This window comes from Citrobacter sp. JUb117, from assembly GCF_024809055.1.
Taxonomy (GTDB): Bacteria; Pseudomonadota; Gammaproteobacteria; order Enterobacterales; family Enterobacteriaceae; genus Citrobacter; species Citrobacter gillenii.
Window position 1 is genome coordinate 582,976 of record NZ_JANUFB010000001.1, and the last position, 24,351, is coordinate 607,326.

24 protein-coding genes, 3 tRNA genes and 3 pseudogenes are annotated in these 24,351 nt (G+C 50.6%); 14 read left to right on the forward strand and 16 right to left on the reverse strand.

Features of this window, described 5'->3' with window-relative positions; all coding sequences use genetic code 11:
- Positions 1-111: 111 nt before the first annotated feature.
- Positions 112-1,434: a shikimate transporter gene (shiA, locus tag M2374_RS02770; protein WP_096757535.1), complete on the reverse strand. Its 1,323-nt coding sequence runs from the start codon at positions 1,432-1,434 to the stop codon at positions 112-114.
- 214 nt (positions 1,435-1,648) lie between these two features.
- Positions 1,649-1,724 (reverse strand) — tRNA-Asn (locus M2374_RS02775).
- A 326-nt stretch (positions 1,725-2,050) separates the two neighbouring features.
- Between M2374_RS02775 and nac the strand changes: the two genes are divergently transcribed.
- From nac to M2374_RS02805, 7 genes and pseudogenes are all read left to right on the forward strand, one after another.
- Entirely contained in the window at positions 2,051-2,968 is a 918-nt protein-coding gene (gene nac, locus M2374_RS02780; RefSeq protein WP_115258850.1) for a nitrogen assimilation transcriptional regulator NAC, read from the forward strand.
- 101 nt (positions 2,969-3,069) lie between these two features.
- Positions 3,070-4,023, forward strand: coding sequence for an HTH-type transcriptional regulator Cbl (gene cbl, locus M2374_RS02785; protein WP_115258849.1), 954 nt, complete (start codon positions 3,070-3,072; stop codon positions 4,021-4,023).
- A gap of 319 nt (positions 4,024-4,342) precedes the next feature.
- Positions 4,343-4,912, forward strand: a pseudogene (locus M2374_RS22275) (NAD-dependent epimerase/dehydratase family protein); the annotation flags it as partial.
- A 6-nt stretch (positions 4,913-4,918) separates the two neighbouring features.
- Positions 4,919-5,944: pseudogene (locus tag M2374_RS22280) on the forward strand (glycosyltransferase); the annotation flags it as partial.
- Positions 5,941-6,507, forward strand: a complete 567-nt coding sequence (locus tag M2374_RS02795; RefSeq protein ID WP_117341827.1) for a hypothetical protein — start codon at positions 5,941-5,943, stop codon at positions 6,505-6,507. The pseudogene M2374_RS22280 and the gene M2374_RS02795, both read left to right, overlap by 4 nt.
- Positions 6,508-7,716: a glycosyltransferase gene (locus tag M2374_RS02800; protein ID WP_181688275.1), complete on the forward strand. Its 1,209-nt coding sequence runs from the start codon at positions 6,508-6,510 to the stop codon at positions 7,714-7,716.
- 79 nt (positions 7,717-7,795) lie between these two features.
- Positions 7,796-10,252 carry an ankyrin repeat domain-containing protein gene (locus M2374_RS02805; RefSeq protein ID WP_181688274.1) on the forward strand — a complete coding sequence of 819 codons (2,457 nt, stop codon included), beginning with the start codon at positions 7,796-7,798 and terminating at the stop codon, positions 10,250-10,252.
- Positions 10,253-10,401: 149 nt separating this feature from the next.
- Here the strand turns inward: M2374_RS02805 and M2374_RS02810 are convergent.
- The 3 genes and pseudogenes from M2374_RS02810 to mtfA all read right to left on the reverse strand — a co-directional run.
- Positions 10,402-10,552, reverse strand: a pseudogene (locus M2374_RS02810) (Arm DNA-binding domain-containing protein); the annotation flags it as partial.
- Positions 10,553-10,712: 160 nt separating this feature from the next.
- Positions 10,713-10,788: transfer RNA gene (locus M2374_RS02815), tRNA-Asn, on the reverse strand.
- 100 nt (positions 10,789-10,888) lie between these two features.
- Entirely contained in the window at positions 10,889-11,686 is a 798-nt protein-coding gene (mtfA, locus tag M2374_RS02820) for a DgsA anti-repressor MtfA (RefSeq protein ID WP_135912245.1), read from the reverse strand.
- Positions 11,687-11,779: 93 nt separating this feature from the next.
- On the opposite strand from mtfA, the gene M2374_RS02825 reads away from it, so the two are divergent.
- A tRNA-Ser gene (locus M2374_RS02825) sits at positions 11,780-11,869 on the forward strand.
- 169 nt (positions 11,870-12,038) lie between these two features.
- On the opposite strand, the gene ompC is transcribed toward M2374_RS02825, so the two are convergent.
- Positions 12,039-13,184: a porin OmpC gene (gene ompC / locus M2374_RS02830; protein WP_181688269.1), complete on the reverse strand. Its 1,146-nt coding sequence runs from the start codon at positions 13,182-13,184 to the stop codon at positions 12,039-12,041.
- 399 nt (positions 13,185-13,583) lie between these two features.
- On the opposite strand from ompC, the gene M2374_RS02835 reads away from it, so the two are divergent.
- From M2374_RS02835 to M2374_RS02845, 3 genes are all read left to right on the forward strand, one after another.
- Positions 13,584-14,279 (forward strand): phosphohydrolase, encoded by a 696-nt coding sequence (locus tag M2374_RS02835; protein WP_115258839.1) that lies wholly within the window; start codon positions 13,584-13,586, stop codon positions 14,277-14,279.
- Positions 14,280-14,352: 73 nt separating this feature from the next.
- The gene (locus tag M2374_RS02840) at positions 14,353-15,783 is read left to right on the forward strand and encodes a DNA cytosine methyltransferase (protein WP_115258838.1); all 1,431 of its coding nucleotides are present in this window, start codon (positions 14,353-14,355) and stop codon (positions 15,781-15,783) included.
- Complete coding sequence (locus tag M2374_RS02845) at positions 15,764-16,231, forward strand: very short patch repair endonuclease (protein ID WP_174360985.1); 468 nt, start codon at positions 15,764-15,766, stop codon at positions 16,229-16,231. Before M2374_RS02840 ends, M2374_RS02845 begins: the two co-directional genes overlap by 20 nt.
- On the opposite strand, the gene yedA is transcribed toward M2374_RS02845, so the two are convergent.
- A complete protein-coding gene (yedA, locus tag M2374_RS02850) occupies positions 16,223-17,143 on the reverse strand; it encodes a drug/metabolite exporter YedA (protein ID WP_096757525.1) in 921 nt (306 codons plus the stop codon). The genes M2374_RS02845 and yedA overlap by 9 nt on opposite strands.
- Positions 17,144-17,320: 177 nt before the next feature.
- On the opposite strand from yedA, the gene M2374_RS02855 reads away from it, so the two are divergent.
- Positions 17,321-18,232: a DUF808 domain-containing protein gene (locus M2374_RS02855; protein ID WP_115259966.1), complete on the forward strand. Its 912-nt coding sequence runs from the start codon at positions 17,321-17,323 to the stop codon at positions 18,230-18,232.
- A 77-nt stretch (positions 18,233-18,309) separates the two neighbouring features.
- Positions 18,310-18,489: a YodC family protein gene (locus tag M2374_RS02860; RefSeq protein WP_170973029.1), complete on the forward strand. Its 180-nt coding sequence runs from the start codon at positions 18,310-18,312 to the stop codon at positions 18,487-18,489.
- Between the two features lie 206 nt (positions 18,490-18,695).
- Here M2374_RS02860 and yodD read toward each other — a convergent pair whose 3' ends face one another.
- Positions 18,696-18,923, reverse strand: a complete 228-nt coding sequence (gene yodD / locus M2374_RS02865) for a YodD family peroxide/acid resistance protein (RefSeq protein WP_096757522.1) — start codon at positions 18,921-18,923, stop codon at positions 18,696-18,698.
- Positions 18,924-19,086: 163 nt separating this feature from the next.
- Between yodD and dsrB the strand changes: the two genes are divergently transcribed.
- Positions 19,087-19,275, forward strand: coding sequence for a protein DsrB (gene dsrB, locus M2374_RS02870; RefSeq protein WP_170974186.1), 189 nt, complete (start codon positions 19,087-19,089; stop codon positions 19,273-19,275).
- A gap of 55 nt (positions 19,276-19,330) precedes the next feature.
- Here the strand turns inward: dsrB and rcsA are convergent, their stop codons facing one another.
- From rcsA to fliL, 8 genes are all read right to left on the reverse strand, one after another.
- The gene (rcsA, locus tag M2374_RS02875; protein ID WP_181219414.1) at positions 19,331-19,954 is read right to left on the reverse strand and encodes a transcriptional regulator RcsA; all 624 of its coding nucleotides are present in this window, start codon (positions 19,952-19,954) and stop codon (positions 19,331-19,333) included.
- Positions 19,955-20,235: 281 nt separating this feature from the next.
- Positions 20,236-21,030: a flagellar biosynthetic protein FliR gene (gene fliR, locus M2374_RS02880; protein WP_115258834.1), complete on the reverse strand. Its 795-nt coding sequence runs from the start codon at positions 21,028-21,030 to the stop codon at positions 20,236-20,238.
- Between the two features lie 8 nt (positions 21,031-21,038).
- On the reverse strand, positions 21,039-21,308 hold the full coding sequence (gene fliQ, locus M2374_RS02885) for a flagellar biosynthesis protein FliQ (RefSeq protein ID WP_115258833.1): 270 nt from the start codon (positions 21,306-21,308) through the stop codon (positions 21,039-21,041).
- 9 nt (positions 21,309-21,317) lie between these two features.
- A complete protein-coding gene (gene fliP, locus M2374_RS02890; RefSeq protein ID WP_115258832.1) occupies positions 21,318-22,055 on the reverse strand; it encodes a flagellar type III secretion system pore protein FliP in 738 nt (245 codons plus the stop codon).
- Complete coding sequence (gene fliO, locus M2374_RS02895) at positions 22,055-22,432, reverse strand: flagellar biosynthetic protein FliO (protein WP_135912238.1); 378 nt, start codon at positions 22,430-22,432, stop codon at positions 22,055-22,057. The genes fliP and fliO overlap by 1 nt, the downstream gene beginning before the upstream one ends.
- The gene (gene fliN, locus M2374_RS02900; protein WP_096757515.1) at positions 22,432-22,845 is read right to left on the reverse strand and encodes a flagellar motor switch protein FliN; all 414 of its coding nucleotides are present in this window, start codon (positions 22,843-22,845) and stop codon (positions 22,432-22,434) included. The genes fliO and fliN overlap by 1 nt, the downstream gene beginning before the upstream one ends.
- A complete protein-coding gene (gene fliM, locus M2374_RS02905) occupies positions 22,842-23,846 on the reverse strand; it encodes a flagellar motor switch protein FliM (protein WP_115258830.1) in 1,005 nt (334 codons plus the stop codon). The genes fliN and fliM overlap by 4 nt, the downstream gene beginning before the upstream one ends.
- A 4-nt stretch (positions 23,847-23,850) precedes the next feature.
- Positions 23,851-24,318, reverse strand: a complete 468-nt coding sequence (gene fliL, locus M2374_RS02910) for a flagellar basal body-associated protein FliL (protein WP_181688268.1) — start codon at positions 24,316-24,318, stop codon at positions 23,851-23,853.
- Positions 24,319-24,351: the final 33 nt, after the last annotated feature.

A 24,351-nucleotide genomic window follows, 5' to 3' on the forward strand; every position in this document is an offset into this window, starting at 1 on the left:
TCCTTGTTCCACAGATGTGCTGCTCTCCCGATAGTATGTCACAGGAATGTGAAACAAAAGTCAGACGTTAAGGAAGAATCTGCGAAGGCCGAACGGCCCTCGCAGAACGGCTTAGCCGTGCGGTTTATCTTTCATCAGAATTGCGGTCGCGGCAGAAATAAGACACCCCGCCATCAGGTATATGGCTACGCTGTGCCAGTTTCCGCCCGAGAAGGTCACCAGTGCCGCGGCAATAAACGGGGTAAAGCCGCCGCCAACGACGCTGGCTACCTGATAGCCAACGCCAGCACCGCTGTAACGGTAACTGGCGCCAAACAACCCGGTAAACATTGGCTGTTGCACGCAGACCACCATGTCGTGGGCGATGTTTGCCAGCATAATGGCGAAGAATACAATCCAAAAGATAGACTGTGCCTCAAGGGCCATAAAGAACGGAAAGGCACAGAGCGTGCCGACCAGAGCGCCGGTAATGTAGACCCGTCGGCGGCCGAAGCGGTCAGCAAGCCAGGCGAAACAGGGGATGGTCAGACAGCTCAACCCACCAACTAACAGACCGATATTCAGAAATAGCTCGCGCGGTAGACCCAGATTTTGCGTGGAATAGTTGAGTGCAAACGCGGTGACGATATACATGGTCAGCAGCTCACACAGGCGCAGGGCGATTATCTTTAAAAACGCGCCCGGATGGCGGATTAACGCCTCAACGACCGGCAGCCGCTTTTTCTCGGGCAGAGGTTCCTGTTTTTGCTGCTCGAACTCAGCTGATTCATCCATGCGGTTACGCATCCATAATGCACCAAGTACCAGCACGATGCTGAACAGGAATGGGATGCGCCAGCCCCAACTCAGGAACTGCTCATCGGTTGTTTGCGAACTGATCAGCGAAACCAATCCGGTCGAGAGCAATAGACCAACGCCATAACCCACCTGCACGCCGCTGCTGTAGAAGGCTTTTTTATTTTTTGGCGCGCTTTCGACAGAAAGTAACGCCGCGCCGCCCCATTCACCGCCGACGGCAAATCCCTGAATGGCGCGTAGTGTTACCAGCAGTACTGGAGCCCACCAACCGATAGTGTCAAAAGAGGGGATGATGCCAATCAACGCCGTGGCAATACCCATCACCCAGACGGTAAGCATCAGCATACGTTTGCGGCCAAGACGATCGCCGAAGTGACCGAAGATAACTCCGCCTAATGGGCGGAATAAAAATCCGACACCAAAGGTGGCAAAGGCCGCAAGCGTGCCCATCGCCGGGCTGACTTGCGGGAAAAACTCGCGGTTAAAGACTAACGCGGCGGTGATGCCATACAGCAGAAAATCATACCAATCGACCACGGCACCGGCGAAGCTGCCCAGTGCGGCACGTCGAGCGCGATCGCGATGATGTAAAGAGGAGTCCTCCTGAGGACTCGCGGAGATGAGGGTGGAATCCATAGCTATCCTGTCTGTACTGATTTTTTGTTATTAGTATTGGAATAAGGTTACGCACATTGCAGTCGATATATTAGCGACTGTGATGAGACTACCGCGACAGGCGGGAAGAGAAAACGATTTTATCTGTTACAACGGAGTAAGATGACAAATAGGACGAAAGAGAAAGTAGAAAAACAAAAAGCCTGCTTAGTTTCCTAAGCAGGCTTCTTAAATTTGGCTCCTCTGACTGGACTCGAACCAGTGACATACGGATTAACAGTCCGCCGTTCTACCGACTGAACTACAGAGGAATCGTGTGAACGAGGCGCATATTAGCGAGGGGCGCGGGTGTTGTCAAAGGGGTAAATGCAATTGCGAGTTTGTTTGCTGACAAAACCAACAAAGCGGCGATCTTTCCCGCTTTTTAGATTGTTGCCCTATTCTGGTGCGCCACAGCATGCGGTGGGGCAGAGGAAAAGACTGCTGCCAGGGTAAAGAATATTTATCATTGACCTCCAGGCCTTGTTTTACGGGCACTGAGCGCTTCGGCCCGTACTCACTCGAAACTGGCAAGCATTTTGCAAACCTGATGAACATGACTGCCAGCACGGGTTCTGGTATTCCGACAGGAGGCAAAATGAACTTCAGACGGCTGAAATATTTCGTAAAAATCGTCGATATTGGTAGCCTGACCCAGGCAGCGGAAGTGTTGCATATTGCGCAACCCGCGTTGAGCCAACAGGTTGCTACGCTGGAAGGCGAACTGGATCAACAGTTGCTGATTCGTACTAAGCGCGGAGTGACACCGACTGACGCTGGAAAGGTGCTTTATACCCACGCCCGCACGATTTTGCGGCAGTGCGAGCAGGCGCAGCTTGCCGTCAGTAATATCGGACAGACCTTGAGCGGCCAGGTGTCTATTGGCCTTGCCCCCGGGACGGCAGCGTCATCTATCACCATGCCGTTATTACAGACCGTGCGCGCCGAACTGCCAGAGGTGTTGATCTACCTGCATGAGAACAGTGGAGCGGCGCTAAACGAAAAGTTGCTCAGTGGTCAGCTCGACATGGCCGTACTCTACGAACGTTCTCCGATCGCAGGTATTACTAGCCAGCCATTGCTAAAAGAGGATCTTTTCCTTGTCGGCACACGAGATTGTCCAGGGCAAAGTGTTGATTTAGCCGCTGTAGCCCAGATGAATCTGTTTCTTCCCCGGGATTACAGCGCGGTGCGTTTACGTGTAGATGAAGCATTTTCATTACGCCGTTTAACGGCCAAAGTGATTGGGGAAATTGAGTCTATTTCCACCTTAACCGCAGCAATTGCCAGTGGCATGGGGGTGACTGTTTTACCGGAGTCCGCTGCTCGTTCACTCTGCAATGCGGCAAATGGCTGGATGGCGCGTATTACCACCCCATCGATGAGTTTGCCGTTATCGTTGAACGTGTCGGCCAGGGGGAGTTTATCGCCTCAGGCTCAGGCGGTGAAAGAGATCCTGTTGTCGCTTGTCGGTAGCCCGGCACTGGAAAACCGTGAACTGCAGTTAGTGAGTTAAACCTTATTCCGTGCAGGAATAAGATGCAGGTTTTTATTATTTGTTATGCCGGTCATCAGACTTTAACAATAGCGTAATGTCTGATGTATCCGGAGTGTAGAGTGAATTTCCAGCAACTTAAAATCATCCGTGAAGCGGCACGTCAGGATTACAACCTGACGGAGGTCGCGAATATCCTTTATACCTCGCAATCGGGGGTAAGCCGCCATATTCGCGAGCTTGAAGATGAACTGGGTATCGAAATATTTATCCGCCGTGGTAAACGCCTACTTGGTATGACCGAACCGGGTAAAGCCCTGCTGGTTATCGCTGAACGTATTCTCAATGAAGCCAGCAATGTTCGCCGACTTGCCGATCTGTTTACCAATGACACTTCCGGAGTGCTGACGATTGCCACTACCCATACGCAGGCACGTTATAGCCTGCCTGCGGTGATTAAAGCGTTTCGCGAACTCTTCCCTGAAGTTCGCCTGGAGTTAATTCAGGGCACGCCGCAGGAAATCGACGCACTATTGCAAAATGGTGGGGCAGATATCGGTATTGCCAGCGAGCGGTTAAGCAGCGATCCACTATTGGTGGCTTTTCCATGGTTTCGTTGGCATCACAGCCTGCTCGTACCTCACGATCATCCGTTAGTCCTGACGTCCCCGCTGACGCTGGAGGCCATTGCTCGCTGGCCGCTTATTACTTACCGCCAGGGCATCACCGGGCGTTCACGTATTGATGAGGCATTTGCCCGCAAAGGATTACTGCCAGATATTATCCTCAGCGCGCAGGACTCTGATGTGATCAAGACCTATGTGGCGCTGGGACTGGGCATTGGGCTGGTGGCAGAGCAATCCAGCGGTGAACAGGAAGAGGGGACGCTCACCCGTCTTGATACCCGGCATTTATTCGATGCCAACACTGTCTGGCTTGGCTTGAAACGCGGTCAATTACAACGTAATTACGTTTGGCGATTCATCGAGTTATGCAATGCAGGGTTATCCGTGGAGGAGATCAAGCGACAAGCGATGGAGCCAGATGATGAAGTAATGATTGATTATCAGATATAAAGCAAAAAGCCTGCTTAGAGCCTATTCCATTAGGACTATTTTGCTTGCCATTTCGAACCTGGGCAGTGCTCAGAATCCTCACGTACTACGTGTACGTTCCGGTTCTTCCGCGCTTGAGTCAGTAAAATCAGCCCGGGTAATTTGGAATTGATTAAGTAATAATGTTCTATGGAATAAGACAACAGTTGGTTTTATGGAAAAAACACACTCTGGCTCGTCTGTCACAAAGTGCAAGATTATCGCGACAGGAATTGCCTTACCGTCAACGTGCGTCACCTCTGCCGAACTGGATAGCAGATTCGGCAAAGCGGTGGGTTATATGGAAAAACGTTGTGGTATTGTTCATCGTTATCACGCCTCTTTGCACGACAGCCAGGCGGGACTGGCGGCACAGGCGCTACAACTGGCGCAGGTCGGTGCGCATTTTATCCCGCTGGATCTGACGCAAGCCCGTCAAAATGACTGTATTCGGTTAATGACTGGCTGTCACGCGGTGTGGCACTGCGCCGCCGAATCCTCGCCCTGGGGCAAACAGGCGGAATTTTTCCTCGCCAATGTGCTGGCAACCCGCGTGTTGGCGCAGGCCGCCGGACATGCCCAGATACCGCGCTTTATCCATATTTCGACCCCTGCGGTCTACTTTGATTTTCAGCATCATTACGTTCTGCCGGAAAGCTACCGTGCGCGCGCTTTTTCCAGCCATTACGCCAACAGCAAATTTCAGGCGGAGCAGGAAATTAGCGGTGCCGTCACCCGTTTCCCCGCCACTACCTTTGTGCTACTGCGCCCTCGTGGTTTGTTTGGTCCGCATGATAACACCATCGTTCCACGCATATTGCAGCAACTGCAGCGCGGTGGTGGGGTGTTGCGTTTGCCGCGTGGCGGCGATCTGCATACGGTCATGGTCATGCAGCCCATCCTCAGCGGCGATCCTACACTGGAAAGTGTACTGGCCTCGACGGTGGGGCAGTTGCGTGGTGCGGCATTTCTTTGGCTGATTGACGATGGCGATGACGATGCGGAAGCTGCGCGGGTCACGCAGCGTTTGCAAGTACGCTATCCCCAGCAGCATATTACTGTTCTCTCCTTTCCTCAGGCGCCAGAGGGCGTTAATCCCAAGCTGTTTAAGCTGGAACAGGCGAGGGTGCAGGTAACGCGTGATGTGATTCTGGTGCTGGACGATGATGCAGTATTGAGCGCGGAGTCATTGTGCAACATGCTGGATGCTCTGACGGAGAGCACGCTGGTGATAGCGCTTCCCTGGTATCGTGCGGCGGATAACCTGCCTTCCCGTTTGCTGGCGCAGTTTGTTAACGACAACTCAGCCCTGACCTATTTGCCGCTGTTACCGTTTTCGCCGCCACTGACGCTGAACGGTATGTGTTACGCCATTCACGGTAAAACGCTGGCGAGTGTTGGTGGTTTTGCGCCGGTGTTACGTCATCTGACGGACGATCTGGCGATGGCGAAACTGTTAACTCGCCATGGCGTGCGTATTGTGCAGTCTGCTGCGGCGGTGCGCGTGCAGACCAGCGTTGCCGATGCTAAACGCTATTTCCGCCAAATGCATCGCTGGTTCCTGTTTGCCACGCTACTGATGCATGAAAAAAGTGCGGCAATCAATCTGGCTATTTTTCTGTTGCAGGGGCTACACCCTTTGTTGCTGTGGGCACTGGTGATTCTGGCCTTTGGTGGGGCGACCCAAACGGCTCTGCTTCTGGGGGTATTAGCAATACACCATCTGGCGCTGCGTTACGTTCAGCGTGCGGTCGCGGTGGAGATCCCCTCGCATCCATTGTTGTCGTTGCTCTCTGAGTTACTTCAGCCTTTCCATTTGCTGAATGCGCTGGTGAATCGCACTATTTACTGGCGCTCGCGGCGGTATCGTATTTTCAGCAATGATTGGTTTACGTCGCTATGATAAAGCCGGATTTGCAGATTGCCTTTATTACTGGCCGTAGCCGTGCGGATAACTGCTCGCTCAGTCCCGCACAGGCAACGTTTATACAGCAGGTCGTCGGCCACCATCAGCACGTGGATGTGAATTTTCCGTGGACCGTACAGTCCGTGCCATGGCTGGCAACCGGCCTGCTGCGCGCCAGTGTCAACAATGCGCGGGAATACCTTGGCGCGCAGCACGTCAGCTTTGCCCTGCGCTACCGACAACAGGCGCTGGAGATGCTGGCGTCAGCAAGCCATACGTTGTTGCTTTCCGGCAGTTGCGGACTGGAACTGTTTAACCAACTGCACTTACTGCCAGAGTGGTTGGCGCGCGTCAGTGTTTTTGCTTTTGGACCGGTGGCGGGCCGCCGACCGGACTGCCATCACTTGCTGGTACAAGGCGATCAGGACTGGATTTCTCGTTGCTGGTTTCGCCAGGCAGACCAACGCATTGCCTGCAGCCATATGAATTATCTTGAACAGCCGCAACTGGCGGCGCTGTGTCGGCGGTTTATTGCTGATACAGGCAAACAGGGGGCGTAGATGCAGCGTTTATTTGATCTGATCCCCGCGGGTGTCACCCGCATTGATTTGCTGGCACCGCCGTTTTCCGGTCATTTACATCCGGTGCTGGCGATGGGGCGGGCGCTGTCTGAACGCTATCAGGTGCGGATTATTAGCAAGCACGGCGTGGCTACTTCTGTTGCGGCGGCGGGGCTGATGGGGCTGTCTTTGCATGGTGATTACGATACGCCGCTGTTGGAGGTGGTGAATCCGAAATATGCGGTTGGCTCCCATCCGCTGCGGCTGTATCGGCAGTTTCGCCACGTGGTGGGGTTATTGAAAAATTTTGCCGATGAACTGGAACATCTGTGGCTGCGCGAAGGTACGCCGGATCTGGCGATAGCGGACTTTACACTGCCCATTGTCGGCGAAGTTTGTCGCAGGTTGGATATCCCCTGGTGGAGTAGTCTGCCGTCACCCTGTGTGCTGGAAACCTCCGATGGCGCTCCTGCGTATTGCGGCGGGTTAATGCCCGCGCAGAACGCGATTCAGCATGGGGGGCACGCGCTCCAGCGTAAAAAGGTGCGACTGTTCAAACTGGCCGTGTTCTGGCTATTTCGCGACGTTATTCGCCAGACCGGTATCACGCGCCTGTACCGGCAGGATGGCAGCGAAAGTACTTACTCGCCGCTGCGTATACTGGCACTAAGCGAAGAAACATTCGAATTCCCGCGTCGCTGGCCCGCTGCGGTTAGTTTTATCGGCCCGGCGCTCTACACGCCGCCATCGCAAGGCGTTGCACCGCCCTTTGAAGTAAATAAACGCCATGTGCTGGTGACGCTCGGTACACATCTGGACTGGCATAAAGATGCGGTAATGCAAGCTGTTATCGCGCTAGCAAGTACGTTGCCCGAGTGGGTTTTTCATTTCACTGATGGACATCATTGTGCAGCGGAATCGCAGCGGCAGGACAATGTCTACCGTGTATCCTGGGTGAACTACGATGACTGGCTAACGCACTATGATGCGGTCATTCACCATGGTGGTGCAGGAATAATGTGGCATTGCTTGCAAAAGAATATTCCGGCGCTGGTGTATCCGGTGGACTATGACCAGTTTGATCATGCTGCGCGGTTGGCCTGGCGTGGGAAAGGGGTCTGGATTAAGGATGGATTAAAAGGACTGGAAAAGGCGGGACCGTTGTTAATGGCGTTGGTTGATGCGCGTTATTCAGAATCGCGACAATAAATTCAACGAGATTGACCTGAATTACGATTGACTAAAGTGTGTGAACGTCTGCGATTATTAGCCCCTGATAAGGAATTTTATGCTGAACTGGATTTTTAAGGATAGTAAACTCACGCTACGGCAAATTTGCTTAGACAGCAAACTATCCACCTCTAAAAAAATACAAAAAATTGAAACGTACCTTGCTAATGGAGGGGATATCAATTTTATTGATCCCGATATTTCCCCTTGTAACGTTCTGGTTCCTCTCTCACGCAGTCCCGAGTCAGATATCTCCCTAGTACAATACTTATTCGATAAAGGGGCGAAAATTGAGTGCAATGGTTTTAGCGCCTTTCATTCAGCTATTGAGTTTAATAATACGGCGTTGGTGAGGCTTTACCTCACTTTAGGTGCCGATCTTTATTATCAAAATCGCTACAATAATTGTTGGCTTAATTACCTTTATCACCCCGAGCCACAGTATACCTACCAGGATTATCAACGCAGAGACATGATTGACCTTCTGCTTGACGCTCATTTAGATATCAATAAGCCTGTGAGTTTTTGGACCAATGGTGAACTTAATCTTCCGCTGGAAATATTATATTCTGAAAGAAGTAAAGACCTTTTTATACATATCATAAATAAAGATATTGCGCTGGATATCGAAGCGTCTGCGCTAATCGAAAATATTATTTTTGCGAGTGAGTTTTGGGGGCTTGAAACCTTTGCGCCGTTGGTGAAACGGTTTCCTGACTTTAAAAAAGAACGCTACATTATGGCCAATGATAGCAGTTTTTGGGATGACGCCAATTTGTTGGAATTGTGCGTTTATGCCAACGCACAGGACTTCTGCGAATATTTACTCGACAATTTGCCACAACTGAAAGCCGATTCACGCGCCAAAAGTCTGGTCTATGCGGCACTGAAATCTAAGTTTGATTTGAGAATTGTCGAGAAACTGCTTAAGGTGACCGTCGATATCAATCGCATCTATAAGATGACGCCACCAGAATCTTACCAGGCACCGTTGATCAGCCAGTACCTGGACAATGACAAATATACTGACCCCGATCAACGTGACTACATCTATCAGGCTCTTGAGCTGTTACTTAAATATGGCGCTGACCCCAATAGTGAATTTGTCAATACAGGTGAATCCTATAAGATGTTGATTTGGTCAAATTTACGATTACTGGTCTTCCCCATGGTAAAAAACAGAACGTTTTTACCCCAGTTTCTCGATCTCTTTTTACAGTATGGTCTCGATATCAATAAGAAATTTGGTGCTGTGGAAGAACCGACCTTACTGACCATCACCCAGCGTGGTTCATGGAAAGAAGATCAAGAAACGATCATTCAGGTGATGGAGTATTTGCTACCTAAGGGACTCGATTTAAACCTGACCAATATTTACGATACTAACTTTGTCTCAGCCGCGGCTATTTCTTGCCGCAGTCAACTCCTTGAATGGCTGATTAACCAAGGAGGCGATATTCATACCCATTGTGGTTTCGATAACTCGCCGATATTACATAAAGCGATTTCTACCTACTCTATAGACGCAATAACCGGCCCAATACGGCGTCAAACCGTTCAGTTGCTGTTACAACATGGCGCAAAACTCGAAGAGTTTTCAGTCGATGAACGATTTACACCGTTGATGTGCGCCTGTTACTACGGTGCTCAATCCTGTGTCGAACTGCTCCTGGAGCAAGGGGCAAACCCGCATGTGAAGAATGGTGAGGGTTTCACTCCTGCCCTGTGCGCCGTCACCGGCGGTGTCTCAAATGAATTTCCCCGTTTTGAATCCACGGCTGTGCGGATCCTGAAGTTATTACAGCAGTATGGTGCTGACCTGGCCGTAAAGAATTGCCGTGGTAACAGTCCACTCGTGGCGGCAATCGAATTGGATCATAAAGAGATATTTGAAGCACTTCTCCAGATGGTGCCGTATAGCCAGGCACAACGTGAACACGCGCTTGTCTTTGCAGAGCCGGAGAGCTATTTCCACCGTCGTCTACGCCAACATATCAACGGCGAAACGGCGCAAGAGGTTACGCCACTCCCAACTGAAGAAGAAAGCGAAGTAGTCGAGCCAGCCTTACCCCATACCGAAGTTAAAGCTGGCGTCGGGGCAGGAGAACCACAGCCGTTCGTAACAAAAACCGGACCAGAGGCCAGCAGTGCGGCATCGGATAAACTTCATCTTCCGACGATTATCGAACTTAAAGCCAAAGTGCAGAGCTTTTTTACACTGATCGCCCGTGATCCTGACGTCACGCCTGCGCAGTTAAACGGTATTGAAGAACAACTCGATCTGTTAATTGAAAAACTGGATACCTTCAGCTTTTTTCGCAATCAAGCGACCAAAGAGGAATTTGAAGAGAGTATTCAGGAATATCTTGATGAATCCGTTGAGCAAATCAACACCATCATTAATGATGATTATCCGGCGTTGACCGAGGCGTTGGTCGATGCCGTGTGGGTGATTTTGCAGTTCTACTGCGTTGATATCGAGATTGAAACCGCACTCAGAAAACGTTTCTGGTAACGTTTCATTTTCGAATAGAGCTGTCTGGCTGTGGCTGTGGCGGTGGCTGGGTCTGCTTGTTAAATCTCGTGAGAGACTGCCGAAAAGCGGTCCGGCGATTGTGAGCACTGATCACAATCGCCGCATGGATCTCTTCGCACTGCTTTTTCTCTTTTCACTTTGCCGTCACTACGATACTTGAGATACCAGTGACGTGAGTCGGCCCGGTTTAATCAGAAGATACAGATCGTGAGAGTCAGAAATCTTAAAGGGTTTATCAGATGGTTTGAGACTGCGGATTTTGGTTTCGGTAAGAGACATATGGGGTCACTCCATAATAGAACGAACCGGACCCCAGATTTGACCACCAATTTTTCCCGATGCGGAGGATAAAATCAAAATGCATCAGGAGAAGTTTTCACGCTAAGCTGTTGTATTAAAACCATACAGGTATTAATGAAGCTGCACGAAAACAAGAATTTGGCTCCTCTGACTGGACTCGAACCAGTGACATACGGATTAACAGTCCGCCGTTCTACCGACTGAACTACAGAGGAATCGTGTGAACGAGGCGCATATTACTGACCTCACCATGACGTGTCAACAGTAAAATTAGCACGTCATTTCAATTGGTTAATTAATCCTCAAAATGCAGTATTAATGCACATTCGATGAGCGATTATTCTCATCTTCCCGGTTATCGCGTAGTCGTTGCAGGGGATTCTGCCGATAAAACTGGGAAAAACGCTGCCATAGTGCAGGAAAACGAGGCGCAAATAACTCGGGTGCGCTGAAGTAATATTCAGATAACACGGCAAAACATTCGGCAGGATCGGTCGCAGCATAGGCGTCTATACTGCAAGCGGTTTCACCCACCAGGTCAACTTCATCCTGAATATTATTCATTGCTGCATGCAAATCGTGTTCCCAGCCAGCGATATCCCGCAGCGGGATCGCCGGAATACCGCTGGCCCGATCGCCATTACGCATATCCAGCTTGTGCGCCACTTCATGGATAATCAGATTAAAACCCGAGGCATCGAAGGAGTCCTGAATATCGAGCCAGTTCAGGATAATTGGACCCTGCTGCCAGCTTTGCCCGGACTGAACAACGCGTTGATTATGCACCAATCCAATGTCATCCTCCCATTCATCATCCACGACAAACGGGGCAGGGTAGATCAGAACTTCATGAAAACCATCAAGCCACTCGATACCCAATTCCAGAATGGGCAAACAGAAAAGCAGAGCAATACGCGCACTTTTTAGCGGATCCAGTTCAAGTCCCTGCAGTGCAACTAACCTTTTTTGCTGTAAAAAACGCTCAGCCAGCGCGATAAGTCTGGCTTGTTCTTGCTCAGTGAGATTCACCAGAAGAGGAATTGCCAGGGCGTCATCCCACGGCCAGTCATCATTCCGGGTTGTTTCTTGCTCTTTCCAGGGCCACTTAATCATCGTTTTGCTCGCAAACTCGTCACTTGAACGAAATTGACGGAACGGGGTCTGTTAAAATGCCAAATTACCTGGCATCATGGCAACCGCCAGAACGGAGAGATGCCAGAGCGGCTGAATGGACCGGTCTCGAAAACCGGAGTAGGGGCAACTCTACCGGGGGTTCAAATCCCCCTCTCTCCGCCACTATTCAAGCACTTGCAGGCCTTGCTTTCAACGACAGTTCTCACCGATGTTTTTTTCTTTGAATATCCTCACAAGTTTGTCGCTGTATTGCCTGCCTGGCGCGAAAATACGCTTCGTATAAAAAAAAGCCCGCTTCATATGAAGCGGGCTTGCTGCGTATTGAGCAGAATTAGAACTGGTAGACCATACCAATACCTACGACATCGTCAGTTGAAATACCAACTGCTTCATAGAATTCGTCATCACCGTCTAGTAGGTTGATTTTATAATCAACGTAGGTAGAGAAGTTTTTATTGAAGTAGTAGTTAGCACCAATAGATACGTATTTAACCAGATCTTGGTTGTCATACTTATTGGTAATGAATCCCATGTCTTCAGTCAGGTCCTTACCTTTAGACTGCAGGTAAGAAATTTCTGGACGCAGACCGAAATCAAACTGATATTGGGCTGTTACTTCAAAGTTCTGGGTTTTATTGGCAAAACAATTACTACATTTGCCACTACTTCCCACAGGAGTCATATTGCGGGTTTCTGCATACATGGTTGCAAGATAGATGTCGTTAGCATCGTATTTCAGACCAACAGTCCAGGCTTCTGCCTTTTCTCCATTAGCAGTGGTGCCATACTGTTGTTCATTAGTGCGGTCAGAAGATGCGAATGCAGCACCGGCACTGATGCCCATGCCGAAGTCGTAAGTTGTGGACATACCGAAACCATCACCGTTCTGTTTACGGACATCACGGCCATTATTGGTTCCTTCCTGACCAAAGAAGGCACTCTCGCTCTCATTTGCACCTTGATATTGCAGTGCAAAATTTAAACCTTCAACCAGCCCAAAGAAATCAGTGTTGCGATAAGTTGCTACACCATTGGTACGACCTGTCATAAAGTTATCAGTGTAGGTGTATGAATCGCCGCCCCATACTGGCAGCATGTCAGTCCATGCTTCGATGTCATATAACACGCCATAATTACGGCCATAGTCGAAGGAGCCATAATCACTGAATTTCAGACCAGCAAAGCCCAGACGAGTTGCAGTATTTGCAGCGCCATCTTCAGCTTCATTTGCCTGAATGTTGTATTCCCACTGACCAAATCCGATCAGATCAGAATTAATCTGAGTTTCACCTTTGAAGCCCAGTCGTACATAAGTAGCGTCCCCGTCCTGAGAGGCGTCTTCAGAAAAGACATGACGTGCATCGACTTTGCCGTACAGATCCAGTTTGTTGCCATCTTTATTATAGATTTCTGCCGCATTTGCTGCGCCTGCAGCTAATAATGCCGGGAGAAGAAGTGCCAGAGCTTTTCTTTTCATTATGTATTCCCTTATGATAATAATTGATGTGAATATGTAGTTCTATCCAAAAGACTACGTTTTGATACTATTCTATGAAGTTCATTTATTTTAAAATATAACGTGTAACAAATCTATTTAAAAGATTTCAAAATATTTCTGTTTGGATTTTTGTTATTTATTTAATATGTTTACGTGTTTCACATTTACCATGTAAATGATTTATTTATCATTAGGTTATGAGTTTGATGTTGATTATATTGAATTTTGATTTTATATAAATTTAGTATGTTTATGTTGATTGTATTTATAATTTGTAGATTCTGGCCCTGGCCCATAATGATTAATCATTTGATGTTGTAAAATAGGTGGGTTAATTTATGCGGTGTATATATGGCCGTAGCGCTCGCGAGGAATAGCATGGATTTACAGTACTGGCAGTCGCAATTTGAAGCATGGTTACGTGAAAATCACCTCGGGCAGGATGCAGCCCATGACATCTTTCATTTTCGTCGTGTGTGGATGACGTCACAACAGTTGGGTGCTGATGCAACCATCGACTGGCTGGTGGTGCTGACAGCCTGCTATTTTCATGACCTTATCAGCTTGCCGAAAAACCATCCTGACCGACATCGCTCGTCGGTACTGGCGGCGCAGGAAACCTGCCGCGTATTGACGCAGTTTTTCCCCACATTTCCAGAAGACCGGCTGCCGGCGGTAAGTCATGCCATTGAAGCACACAGTTTTAGCGCAAAAATTTCGCCAACCACGATCGAGGCCAAAATTGTTCAGGATGCTGACAGACTTGAGGCGTTGGGGGCCATTGGCTTAGCCCGCGTATTTGCGGTTTCTGGTGCACTGGGGGTGGCATTGTTTGATGCGGAAGACCCTTTTGCACAACGGCGCGAGCTCAACGACAAGCAGTATGCACTCGATCATTTCCAGACCAAATTATTGCAACTGCCGATGACGATGCAAACGGCACAGGGACGGTATTTAGCGCAGCATAACGCTGATTTTTTGCTGACCTATATGGCGAAATTAAGCGCCGAGTTAAAAGGGGAGTATGAGGAGCTGGATCTCACCGCGATTCAGCCCTTTAAGGCGCATCGGTAGCCTGCACAGCTGAAACGTAAACACCTCTGTTTTATGTTAACCTGTCGCTAATCCATTTCGGCCGGTTAAATGTATGCAGGAAAATTTTTCAGTAACAGGCACCATAAACCTGATGACAGAGGATACCGGGATCGCCGTGCAGGTGATGTTGGCTAAGCTGCTTGAGATTTACGACGTGAAAACGCTGGTGGCTCACCTTAATGGCGTCGGTGAGCATCACTGGAGCCCGGCCATCTTTAAACGTGTGGTGGCGAACGAGACATGGCACCGCCTGAGCGATCGTGAATATTCCCACCTGAAGACCTTGCTACCGACACCGCCGGTGCATCATCCGCAGTATGCTTTTCGTTTTATCGATCTTTTCGCCGGAATTGGCGGTATTCGCCGCGGCTTCGAAGCGATCGGTGGACAGTGCGTGTTTACCAGCGAGTGGAACAAGCATGCGGTGCGTACTTACAAAGCGAATTACTATTGCGATCCTGACCAGCACTATTTTAATGAAGATATTCGCGATATTACGTTAAGCCATCGTGCCGGGGTGAGCGATGAGGAGGCGGCTGAACATATCCGCCAGCATGTCCCTCAGCATGATGTGCTGCTGGCTGGCTTTCCCTGCCAGCCGTTTTCGCTGGCAGGCGTCTCCAAGAAAAATGCCTTAGGTCGTGCGCACGGTTTTGCCTGTGATACGCAAGGTACGCTATTTTTCGACGTGGTCAGAATCATTGATGCCCGCCGTCCGGCAATCTTTGTGCTGGAAAACGTCAAAAATCTGAAGAGCCATGACCAGGGGAAAACGTTTCGCATCATTATGCAAACGCTGGATGAGTTAGGGTATGACGTGGCGGATGCGGCGGAAAACGGGCCGGACGATCCTAAAATTATCGATGGAAAACACTTTTTACCGCAGCATCGCGAACGTATTGTCCTCGTGGGCTTTCGACGCGATCTGAATCTGAAAAATGACTTTACGCTACGGGATATTGTCACCCGCTACCCGCAGCGGCGTATTACGCTGGCCGAGCTGCTTGAACCGACCGTTGACGTGAAATACATCCTGACGCCGGTGTTGTGGAAATATTTATATCGCTACGCGAAAAAGCATCAGGCGCGGGGGAACGGCTTTGGCTACGGCATGGTATATCCTGGCAATCCGCACAGCGTAACGCGCACGTTATCTGCGCGCTATTACAAGGACGGGGCAGAAATATTAATCGACCGTGGCTGGGATATGGCACTGGGTGAACAGGATTTTGACGATCCGCACAACCAGTTGCACCGACCACGTAGACTTACACCCCGAGAGTGCGCGCGCCTGATGGGATTTGAGTCGCCTCAGGGTTATCAGTTCCGTATTCCGGTGTCAGATACCCAGGCCTATCGCCAGTTCGGCAATTCGGTGGTGGTCCCGGCATTTGCCGCGGTAGCCCGACTGCTGGAGCCAAAAATCAAACAGGCCGTCGCGCTGCGTGAGAAAGAGAGTCTGCATGGCAGACGTTCACGATAAGGCCACGCGCAGTAAAAATATGCGGGCAATCGCGACCCGCGATACGGCGATTGAGAAACGTCTGTCCAACGTATTAACAGAGCAGGGGGTAACGTTTCGCGTGCAGGATGCGGCGTTACCTGGCCGCCCTGATTTTGTGGTGGATGACTATCAGTGTGTTATTTTTACCCATGGCTGTTTCTGGCATCACCACGAGTGTTATTTATTCAAGACCCCCGCGACGCGCACGCAATTCTGGCTGGCTAAAATAGGCAAAAACGTTGAACGCGATGCGCGGGATCGCGAGAGACTGCAGGCACTTGGCTGGCGGGTACTCATTATCTGGGAGTGCGCCATACGAGGGCGAAAAAAACTCAGCGATGAGGCGCTGTCCGAGCGCGTGGTCGAGTGGATCTGCAGCGGTGGCGCTACCGCGCAGATCGACACCCAGGGTATTCATTTACTGTAACGATTTTTCCGACGGTGCGGCGACCGCGTCTGCTTTGACCGGGAACAGGTATTTACCCAGCGTCACCAGCACCACGGCAAAAACAATCACTCCGAGTGCCAGCCACTCGATGAACGCCAGGCTTTCACCTCCCAGACCGGTACCTAATAAGACGGCAACAACCGGGTTGACGTAGGCATAGCTGGTTGCCAGCGCCGGACTCACGTTACGGATCAGGTACATATATGCGTTGATGGCGATAATGGAGCCGAACAGCGCCAGGTAAGCGACCGCCATAAACCCAGAAAAAGATGGCATTGTAGTCAGCTTTTCCCCGGAGATAAGCGAGGCCCCCATCAGCACGATACCGGCGGCGAGCATTTCAATTGCACCGGCCATCATACCCACGGGTAAGGTAATGCGGGAACCGTACACGGAACCGAATGCCCAGCTCATTGAGCCAATCAGGATCAACACTGCACCCCAGGGGTTACCACTCAAATTCCCGCCGCTGTTAAGCATAATGATCCCGGCCAGTCCGATAGCGATGCCCATCCACTCCAGCTTGCGGGTTTTAATGCCAAAGAAATAGCTGAAGCACAGCGTAAACAGTGGGACGGTAGCGACCACCACGGCAGCGATGCCGGAAGGGACGTTCTGGTGTTCGGCGACGGTGACCAACCCATTTCCCACTGCCAGCAGCAGAATACCGATCAGTGCGGCATTGAGCAGCGGGCGTAATGGCGGCAGTTTGTGGCCGCGCAGAAGTAAAAATGCGGTTAACAAAATCCCCGCAGACAGAAAACGCACGCCGGCCATCATGAGCGGCGGCCAGCTCTCAACGCCAATGCGGATAACGAAGTAGGTGGAACCCCAAATGATGTATAGCGCGAACAGCGCACTGAAAAGCGGTAACAATTGCCTGAAACGCATAATCCCTCACGGTGGAAATAAAAAGGCGCAACATAGTAAACGTCAAAACTATCGTGCTGGCGAGATTTATAATTGCCCGTTGTTGTTAAAAATTTGTTGACCATAAAGGTGAGTTTCAGCATCACGTTTTTTACTTCATACTAATGACGGAAAAAAATAATATTGAGGGTGAAAATTTTGGCAGGAAGTAGCTTACTGACCTTACTCGATGACATCGCCACGCTGCTTGACGATGTCTCCATGATGGGAAAATTGGCCGCAAAAAAAACCGCGGGCGTTCTGGGAGATGACCTGTCGCTTAACGCGCAGCAGGTATCGGGCGTACGGGCAAACCGTGAACTTCCGGTCGTCTGGAGCGTGGCAAAAGGATCTTTCGTCAACAAAGTTATTCTTGTGCCGTTGGCGTTACTGATCAGTGCCTTTATTCCCTGGGCGATTACCCCGTTATTAATGATTGGTGGGGCGTTCCTCTGTTTTGAAGGCGTGGAAAAAGTCCTGCATACGCTGCAGGCGCGCAAACATCAGGAAACGCCGGAAGAACGCCAGCAGCGTCTGGCAGAGCTGGCGGCGCAGGACCCACTGACCTTTGAGAAAGATAAAATCAAAGGGGCCGTACGTACCGATTTTATTTTATCTGCGGAGATTGTGGCGATTACGCTGGGAATTGTGGCCGATGCGCCGTTGCTCAATCAGGTTCTGGTGCTGTCAGGGATCGCTTTAGCGGTGACCGTTGGCGTATACGGCCTGGTTGGCATTATCGTCAAGTTGGACGACATCGGCTTCTGGCTGGCTGAAAAGCGCAGCGCGGTCGCTCAGGCGCTGGGTAAAGGCTTGCTGGTGGTGGCGCCCTGGCTGATGAAAACGCTGTCGGTGGTAGGAACTCTGGCGATGTTTTTGGTAGGGGGCGGCATTGTCGTCCATGGGATCGCGCCGTTGCATCATGCGATCGAGCAGTTCGCCCAGCAACAGAATTCATTCATTTCAATGATGATTCCGACCCTGTTAAACCTTGTATTGGGCTTTATCATTGGTGGCATTGTGGTACTGCTGGTGAAAATGGTCGCAAAACTGCGCGGTGTTTCACACTAATTTTTGTTTACCTGATTATGCAAAAAGGCTGCTTGTCGTCTAAGGTGAAAAGGTTTCTCTTGATACAGGAGGCAGGTATGGTCTTTTCTGTCAGTGAGGAAGTCACCGTGAAACAGGGTGGCCCACGCATGATTGTCACCGGATACGCTAGCGGCATGGTCGAGTGTCGCTGGTACGATGGCTTTGGCGTCAAGCGGGAAGCATTCCGTGAAGATGAACTGACGTCCGGTAAAGGGCAACAACGGCAGGATGCCTGAACATTACGTTCAGGCGTAAGTGAGTGATCTCTCAACCATTAGTTATATTTATCATTTTGGTGAGAATTATTTACTTGTCAGGCAAAAAAATTGTAGATAAGGTTGGCCTCACATCAGATTTCCTGGTGTAACGAATTTTCAAGTGCTTCTTGCATAAGCAAGCTTGATCCCGACCCACTGAGGGCCGGGATTTTTTTCGCCTGAAGTCAGCGATTGATTTCCGTCACGCTAAAATCGTGGATATCTAACTCAAACGCTTCGGCTAACTCATGCCATGTATGGTAATCACGACCGTCAACACTGACGCGATCCGGGTCATCGCGGCTGCGATGAATCTCGCTCTCGCAGATTTCGTTGATTGCCTCCAGCAGCGCGTCTACATCAACGCTGACCTCACGTTTGGCCGTCTCGCTGTACTCTTTCGCGGTTTTCATTCACCTACCTCTCAACCGTTACGGATACCGGGTGTATGCAGCAAAATCGCTAACGCACACTTTCTAAGTATAGACCGTCGAGAAAACCCGCAATCGCGCACGCCAGGCGCTGCCAGAAAATAGAATTTGTTCTACACTGGCACAAAGCCACAGGAGGAAAATGATGAAGGTGAATGATCGGGTTACAGTCAAAACGGACGGCGGTCCTCGTCGGCCTGGCCGGGTACTGGCAATCGAGGAGTTTAGTGAAGGCACCATGTACCTGGTTTCGCTGGAAGACTACCCGCTCGGTATCTGGTTCTTTAACGAGTCAGGTCATCAGGATGGTATTTTTGTGGAGAAGGTAGACTAATCATACCGCTTGTGTCTTGATGCTGACTGGTGACATTCCCACCAGTCAGCACATACTAGCGCATATTCACAAAGATACCGTTGGTGACGTTATCGGTGAGTCGAACGACGTGATAGATCACCTGTTTATTATGCGTTTTGATCTTTCGTTTTATATTCCCCTTATGGGATGAGACGGTTTTTGCTTTGATATTCATTTGATCGGAAATCTGAATGGTTCCCTGACCCTCCATCCACATGCGTAACATGCTGGACTCGGTGCGGCTTAATGACAGTGTCGGCAGATTGACATCGACAACAATATCCGCATCCTTTTTAAGAATATCGCCAAGCAATTCGTCCAGTGAATCCGGTTTAATCGACTTTGAACTGATTAATAAATTTTTTCTGACCAGGAGATATTCATCAAAATGGACGTTGGCAATAGCCATAAATACGATAAATAATGTACTGGGATGCTGATTAATGATTTGCTTTATTTGCTGACTGTTAGCCGGATCGTGGATGAAACAGTCTTCATTAATAAACACCACAGCAGGTTGATGTACGTCACAGGCGATACTGAGTTCGTCAACGGTTGAAATACCGTTGATTTCCTTTTTTTTCACCCCCCGGCTTACCAGATACCCGGTCAACCCTAACCGGGTGTAACTGCATAAATCCATAATAATCGTTGACATGGCATACCCTCACTCAATGCGTAACGATAATTCCCCTTACCTGATTATTTCTGCACAACTAAACGGAATAATAACAACCCAAGATGACGCTTTTACTGCTTGTTTTCAGGCGGATTTACTATCCCGTAAAGTTGCGTATAATTTGCCAGGAAACTTCTTAAAGTAAAGTAAATGTTGCGTTCTGTGAGTAAGGCAAAAACAAATAAGCCGCGGCAGCGTTATCCTGGTAGATGTGGTCTATTTTTTAATTTCGGACAATCCTTAGTAAAACAGGATAAATACTATGGGTTATTATTTGTGGGCATTTCACTGATGATATCGGCAAGTAAATTAAAAATTTCGCTGAATAATCGTTCGCAGAATGGGGCAATTAATGGCATTAATGCGGCCATTAAAGAAATACCTACCGTCAGGGTCAGCGGAAAGCCAATGACAAAAACGGAGAGCTGGGGAGCCATACGATTTAACAATCCGAGCGCGAGGTTGAGCGTGAGCAGCAGCGTCATCACCGGCAGCGCCAGCATCAGCCCGTTGAGAAATATTAAGCTGCCCGCGCGCGCGAGGGCGAGGAAGGCATTACTGTTTACCGGGTGACCGCCGATCGGCAGGGTATGAAACGTGTCTACCAGCAGTGAGATCAACCATAGGTGACCGTTAAAGGTCAAAAACAGCAGCATGGCAAGTAAATCCATCAGTCGTGCCAGCACGGGCATGTTCAGTCGACTGCCGGGGTCAAAGAATGTGGCGAAAGAAAGCCCCATTTGCAGGCCAATTAACTCACCGGCCGTACGCACAGCAGCAAATGCAAATTGCATGGTGAAGCCTAACGCAATACCGATCAGGATTTGCTGCATCGCCAACCATAAAGCCGCGATGGAGAAAATTGGCACGTCATTGGCAGGTAGGGACGGGGCGATAACCACCGTTATCATCAGGCCCAACCCCAGCTTTACCCGCTTAGGTATCGCACGCTCACTGAGGATGGGTGCCGTAGAAATGAGAGCCAATACACGCAGCAGTGGCCAGAAATACAGGTTCAACCAGTAAAGCCATTGATCGCTCGTCACCTGCAGCATGGCGGCGTCTACCCGATGATATAGGGGATATTGCTGAACAGCGTACGCACATAGTCCAGCAACAGGTTAAGCATCCACGGCCCGGCCACAATAATAGCGACAAAGACCGCGACAATTTTCGGAATGAACGACAGCGTCATTTCGTTAATTTGGGTTGCCGCCTGCAGGATGCTAATAATCAGCCCCGTCACCAGTGCAACCAGTAACAACGGTGCGGCGAGGGCAAGAGCGACTTTCATCGCCTCGGTGCCCATCATCATGACCGATTCAGGTGTCATTTCGCGCCTCTAACTGTAAAAACTTTGCGCCAGCGAACCGACAAGCAGTTGCCAGCCGTCAACCAGCACAAACAGCATAAGCTTAAACGGCAGCGCGATGGTGGCGGGCGGTACCATCATCATCCCGAGTGCCATCAATACGCTGGCGATCACCAGGTCGATTATCAGGAAAGGAATGAAAATCGTAAAACCTATCTGGAAGGCGGTTTTCAGTTCGCTGGTGACATAGGCTGGCAGCAGAATTCGCATCGGCACTGCTTCCGGTCCCTGCAACGGTCCGCTGTTTGCCAGACGCGCAAACAGTGCCAGATCGGCTTCGCGGGTCTGGCGCAACATAAACTCACGCAGCGGCTGTGCGCCTTTCTCTATCGCTTCCTGCATGGAGATCTTCTCTTCGCTGAACGGCTGATATGCGTCAACGTAGATTTTGTCGATCACCGGGGACATGATGAAAAAAGTCAAAAATAGCGCCAGTCCAAGTAACACCTGGTTTGGCGGGGCGGATGGTGTTCCCAGCGCGTTACGTAACAAACCGAAAACGATGATGATGCGGGTGAAGCTGGTCATCATCAGCAAAATGGCGGGCAGGAACGTCAGCGAGGTGATAAACACCAGCGTTTGTACCGGTAACGTCCAGCTTTGTCCGCCGCCGGGCAGTGGCTGGCTAACCAGACCGGGAAGCTGGGCCGCGGCCACTGGGCTAAACAGCCACAAGCCGAGCAGCGTGAGGGATAACAAACGGCGCATCAGGATCTCCCAGGACGCTTAAGCAAACTCTTCATCATGGACTGGAAATCCGCCGGGGGGGCCGGGTTCTCGTCGGGCACCACGGACGTAGGGGGCAGGGTATGCAGCACGTTAATCTGCGATGCGGTCACACCCAGCACCAGACGTGCGTCCTCAACCTCAACAATTACCACCCGTTCGCGCGGTCCCAATGAGGTGCTGGCCGTGACTTTCAGTCCGCGTGTACCGGCCCCTTTGGATGCAAAACCCAGGCGTTTAATGACCCAGGCCGCGGCGAGGATCAACAGGATTATGCCCAGCAGCGCGCCGCTGACCTGCACCAGCGGTGAGCCGGGAACGGCGGCGGGCTGAGAGACGGTAGCCTGGGTGTTCATCATTAACGGCTCAGGCGGCGCATACGTTCAGACGGCGTAATAATGTCAGTGATACGCACGCCGTATTTATCTGCGACGACAACCACTTCGCCCTGAGCAATCAGGTAACCGTTGATCAGAATATCCAGCGGCTCGCCCGCCAGACCGTCCAGTGCGACGACGGAGCCTTGCGTCAGGCGCAACAGCTCTTTGATGGTCATGCGAGTGCGGCCCAGTTCGACGGTCAGCTTGACCGGAATGTCCATGATCAGGTCAATGTCCTGCAGTGTACCGCTGACGTCCCCGCCGCCTAACTGCTGGAATACCGCATCTACCGAACTTTTAGCCGTGGTCGTTGTTTGCTCGTTTAACGCGTCAGCCCACAGATCGTCCAATGCACCAGTGTTCTCATCGGACGGATTATTCATGTCACTCATTTGGGCTGTTCCTCATTCAGCGAATTCAAAATCGGGTTGATCAAATGTTCTACGCGTAACGCATACTGACCGTTTACGGTGCCATATTGGCTGGTCAGCACAGGCACGCCGTCCACATGAGCAATAATGCGGTCGGGTTTTTCAATCGGCAGCACATCGCCGGGTTTGAGCTTTAAAATCTGCGACAGACGCAGCGGAATGTCGGCAAAGTTCGCCACTAGCTCCAGCTCTGAATGCTGAACCTGACGCACCAGGTTATTACGCCAGTTCTGATCCTCATTGCGCGAGTTTTCCAGCGGCGGGTTAACCAGCAGCTCGCGCAACGGTTCAATCATGCTGAAGGGCAGACAGATGTTAAATTCACCGGTCAGGTTGCCAATTTCAACGTGGAACGGCGTGTTCACCACAATGTCGTTTGGTGAGGTGGTGATATTGGTAAATTTCACCTGCATTTCCGAGCGCACGTACTCCACTTCCAGCGGATTGATCGCTTTCCAGGCGTCGCTGTAGCTTTCCAGCGCCAGCTTCAGCATGCGGTTGATCACGCGCTGCTCGGTATGCGTAAATTCGCGACCTTCCACCTTCGTCGGGAAGCGTCCATCACCGCCAAACAGGTTATCGACGGCGATAAACACCAGACTCGGCGAGAACACCACCAGACCCGTACCGCGGAGCGGTTTCAGGTGGATCAAGTTTAGGTTGGTTGGTACCGGTAAGTTACGCGCAAACTCGTGATACGGCTGGATGCGGATCGCACCCACGGTAATATCCGGGCTACGGCGCAACAGGTTAAATAATCCCATCCGGAACTGGCGCGCGAAGCGTTCGTTGATGATCTCCAGCGCCTGCAAACGCTCGCGAACAACGCGGCGTTGGGTGTTGGGATCGTACGGACGAATATTGCTTTCGTTTGCAATACCGGAAATAGGTTCGTCTTTGGTGTCGCTATCGCCGTTAAGCAATGCGTCAATTTCAGCCTGAGAAAGAATACTGTCGCCCATGTCTTTACCGCAGAATAAAAGCTGTATAAAGAACGTCGGTGACAACCTGTTTCGGCTGCCCGACAACGAGCGGAGTCGCGAGCGTCTCTTTGATGGCGGCGATCAACTGCTGTTTACCTTGCTCGGTGGCGAGCGTGGCGGCATCCTGACGCGAAAACAGCAGCAGCAGACGGCTGCGTACTTCCGGCAGATATTCGCTCAGACGCGCGCGCGTCGCTTCGTCTTTCATACGCAGCGTGACCCCGATATACAGCACGCGATCCGCATCACCCAGATTGACGGTAAATGTATCCAGCGCAAAAAACACCGGGGCTGGCGGTGGGGCCGGTTCCGCGCTAACGCTGGCGGACGGCTGCTGCTGCATACGCCAGTAGCTATATCCCGCAGTTGCGCAGGCGGCGAGGGTAATTAACACCAGCAGAGGGATCCAAATAGCGCGTTTACTCTTTTTGTTAATCGCGGAGTCAGTCATCAGATACGGGCTTCCTGTTTCGGTACAGCTTAT

Coding starts and splice junctions, on each gene's coding strand:
- shiA (WP_096757535.1), bottom strand. CDS start 1,434: ATGGATTCCACCCTCATCTCCGCGAGTCCTCAGGAGGACTCCTCTTTA.
- nac (WP_115258850.1), top strand. CDS start 2,051: ATGAACTTCAGACGGCTGAAATATTTCGTAAAAATCGTCGATATTGGT.
- M2374_RS02795 (WP_117341827.1), top strand. CDS start 5,941: ATGATAAAGCCGGATTTGCAGATTGCCTTTATTACTGGCCGTAGCCGT.
- M2374_RS02800 (WP_181688275.1), top strand. CDS start 6,508: ATGCAGCGTTTATTTGATCTGATCCCCGCGGGTGTCACCCGCATTGAT.
- M2374_RS02805 (WP_181688274.1), top strand. CDS start 7,796: ATGCTGAACTGGATTTTTAAGGATAGTAAACTCACGCTACGGCAAATT.
- mtfA (WP_135912245.1), bottom strand. CDS start 11,686: ATGATTAAGTGGCCCTGGAAAGAGCAAGAAACAACCCGGAATGATGAC.
- ompC (WP_181688269.1), bottom strand. CDS start 13,184: ATGAAAAGAAAAGCTCTGGCACTTCTTCTCCCGGCATTATTAGCTGCA.
- M2374_RS02835 (WP_115258839.1), top strand. CDS start 13,584: ATGGATTTACAGTACTGGCAGTCGCAATTTGAAGCATGGTTACGTGAA.
- M2374_RS02840 (WP_115258838.1), top strand. CDS start 14,353: ATGCAGGAAAATTTTTCAGTAACAGGCACCATAAACCTGATGACAGAG.
- M2374_RS02845 (WP_174360985.1), top strand. CDS start 15,764: ATGGCAGACGTTCACGATAAGGCCACGCGCAGTAAAAATATGCGGGCA.
- yedA (WP_096757525.1), bottom strand. CDS start 17,143: ATGCGTTTCAGGCAATTGTTACCGCTTTTCAGTGCGCTGTTCGCGCTA.
- M2374_RS02860 (WP_170973029.1), top strand. CDS start 18,310: ATGGTCTTTTCTGTCAGTGAGGAAGTCACCGTGAAACAGGGTGGCCCA.
- yodD (WP_096757522.1), bottom strand. CDS start 18,923: ATGAAAACCGCGAAAGAGTACAGCGAGACGGCCAAACGTGAGGTCAGC.
- dsrB (WP_170974186.1), top strand. CDS start 19,087: ATGAAGGTGAATGATCGGGTTACAGTCAAAACGGACGGCGGTCCTCGT.
- rcsA (WP_181219414.1), bottom strand. CDS start 19,954: ATGTCAACGATTATTATGGATTTATGCAGTTACACCCGGTTAGGGTTG.
- fliR (WP_115258834.1), bottom strand. CDS start 21,030: ATGCTGCAGGTGACGAGCGATCAATGGCTTTACTGGTTGAACCTGTAT.
- fliQ (WP_115258833.1), bottom strand. CDS start 21,308: ATGACACCTGAATCGGTCATGATGATGGGCACCGAGGCGATGAAAGTC.
- fliP (WP_115258832.1), bottom strand. CDS start 22,055: ATGCGCCGTTTGTTATCCCTCACGCTGCTCGGCTTGTGGCTGTTTAGC.
- fliO (WP_135912238.1), bottom strand. CDS start 22,432: ATGATGAACACCCAGGCTACCGTCTCTCAGCCCGCCGCCGTTCCCGGC.
- fliN (WP_096757515.1), bottom strand. CDS start 22,845: ATGAGTGACATGAATAATCCGTCCGATGAGAACACTGGTGCATTGGAC.
- fliM (WP_115258830.1), bottom strand. CDS start 23,846: ATGGGCGACAGTATTCTTTCTCAGGCTGAAATTGACGCATTGCTTAAC.
- fliL (WP_181688268.1), bottom strand. CDS start 24,318: ATGACTGACTCCGCGATTAACAAAAAGAGTAAACGCGCTATTTGGATC.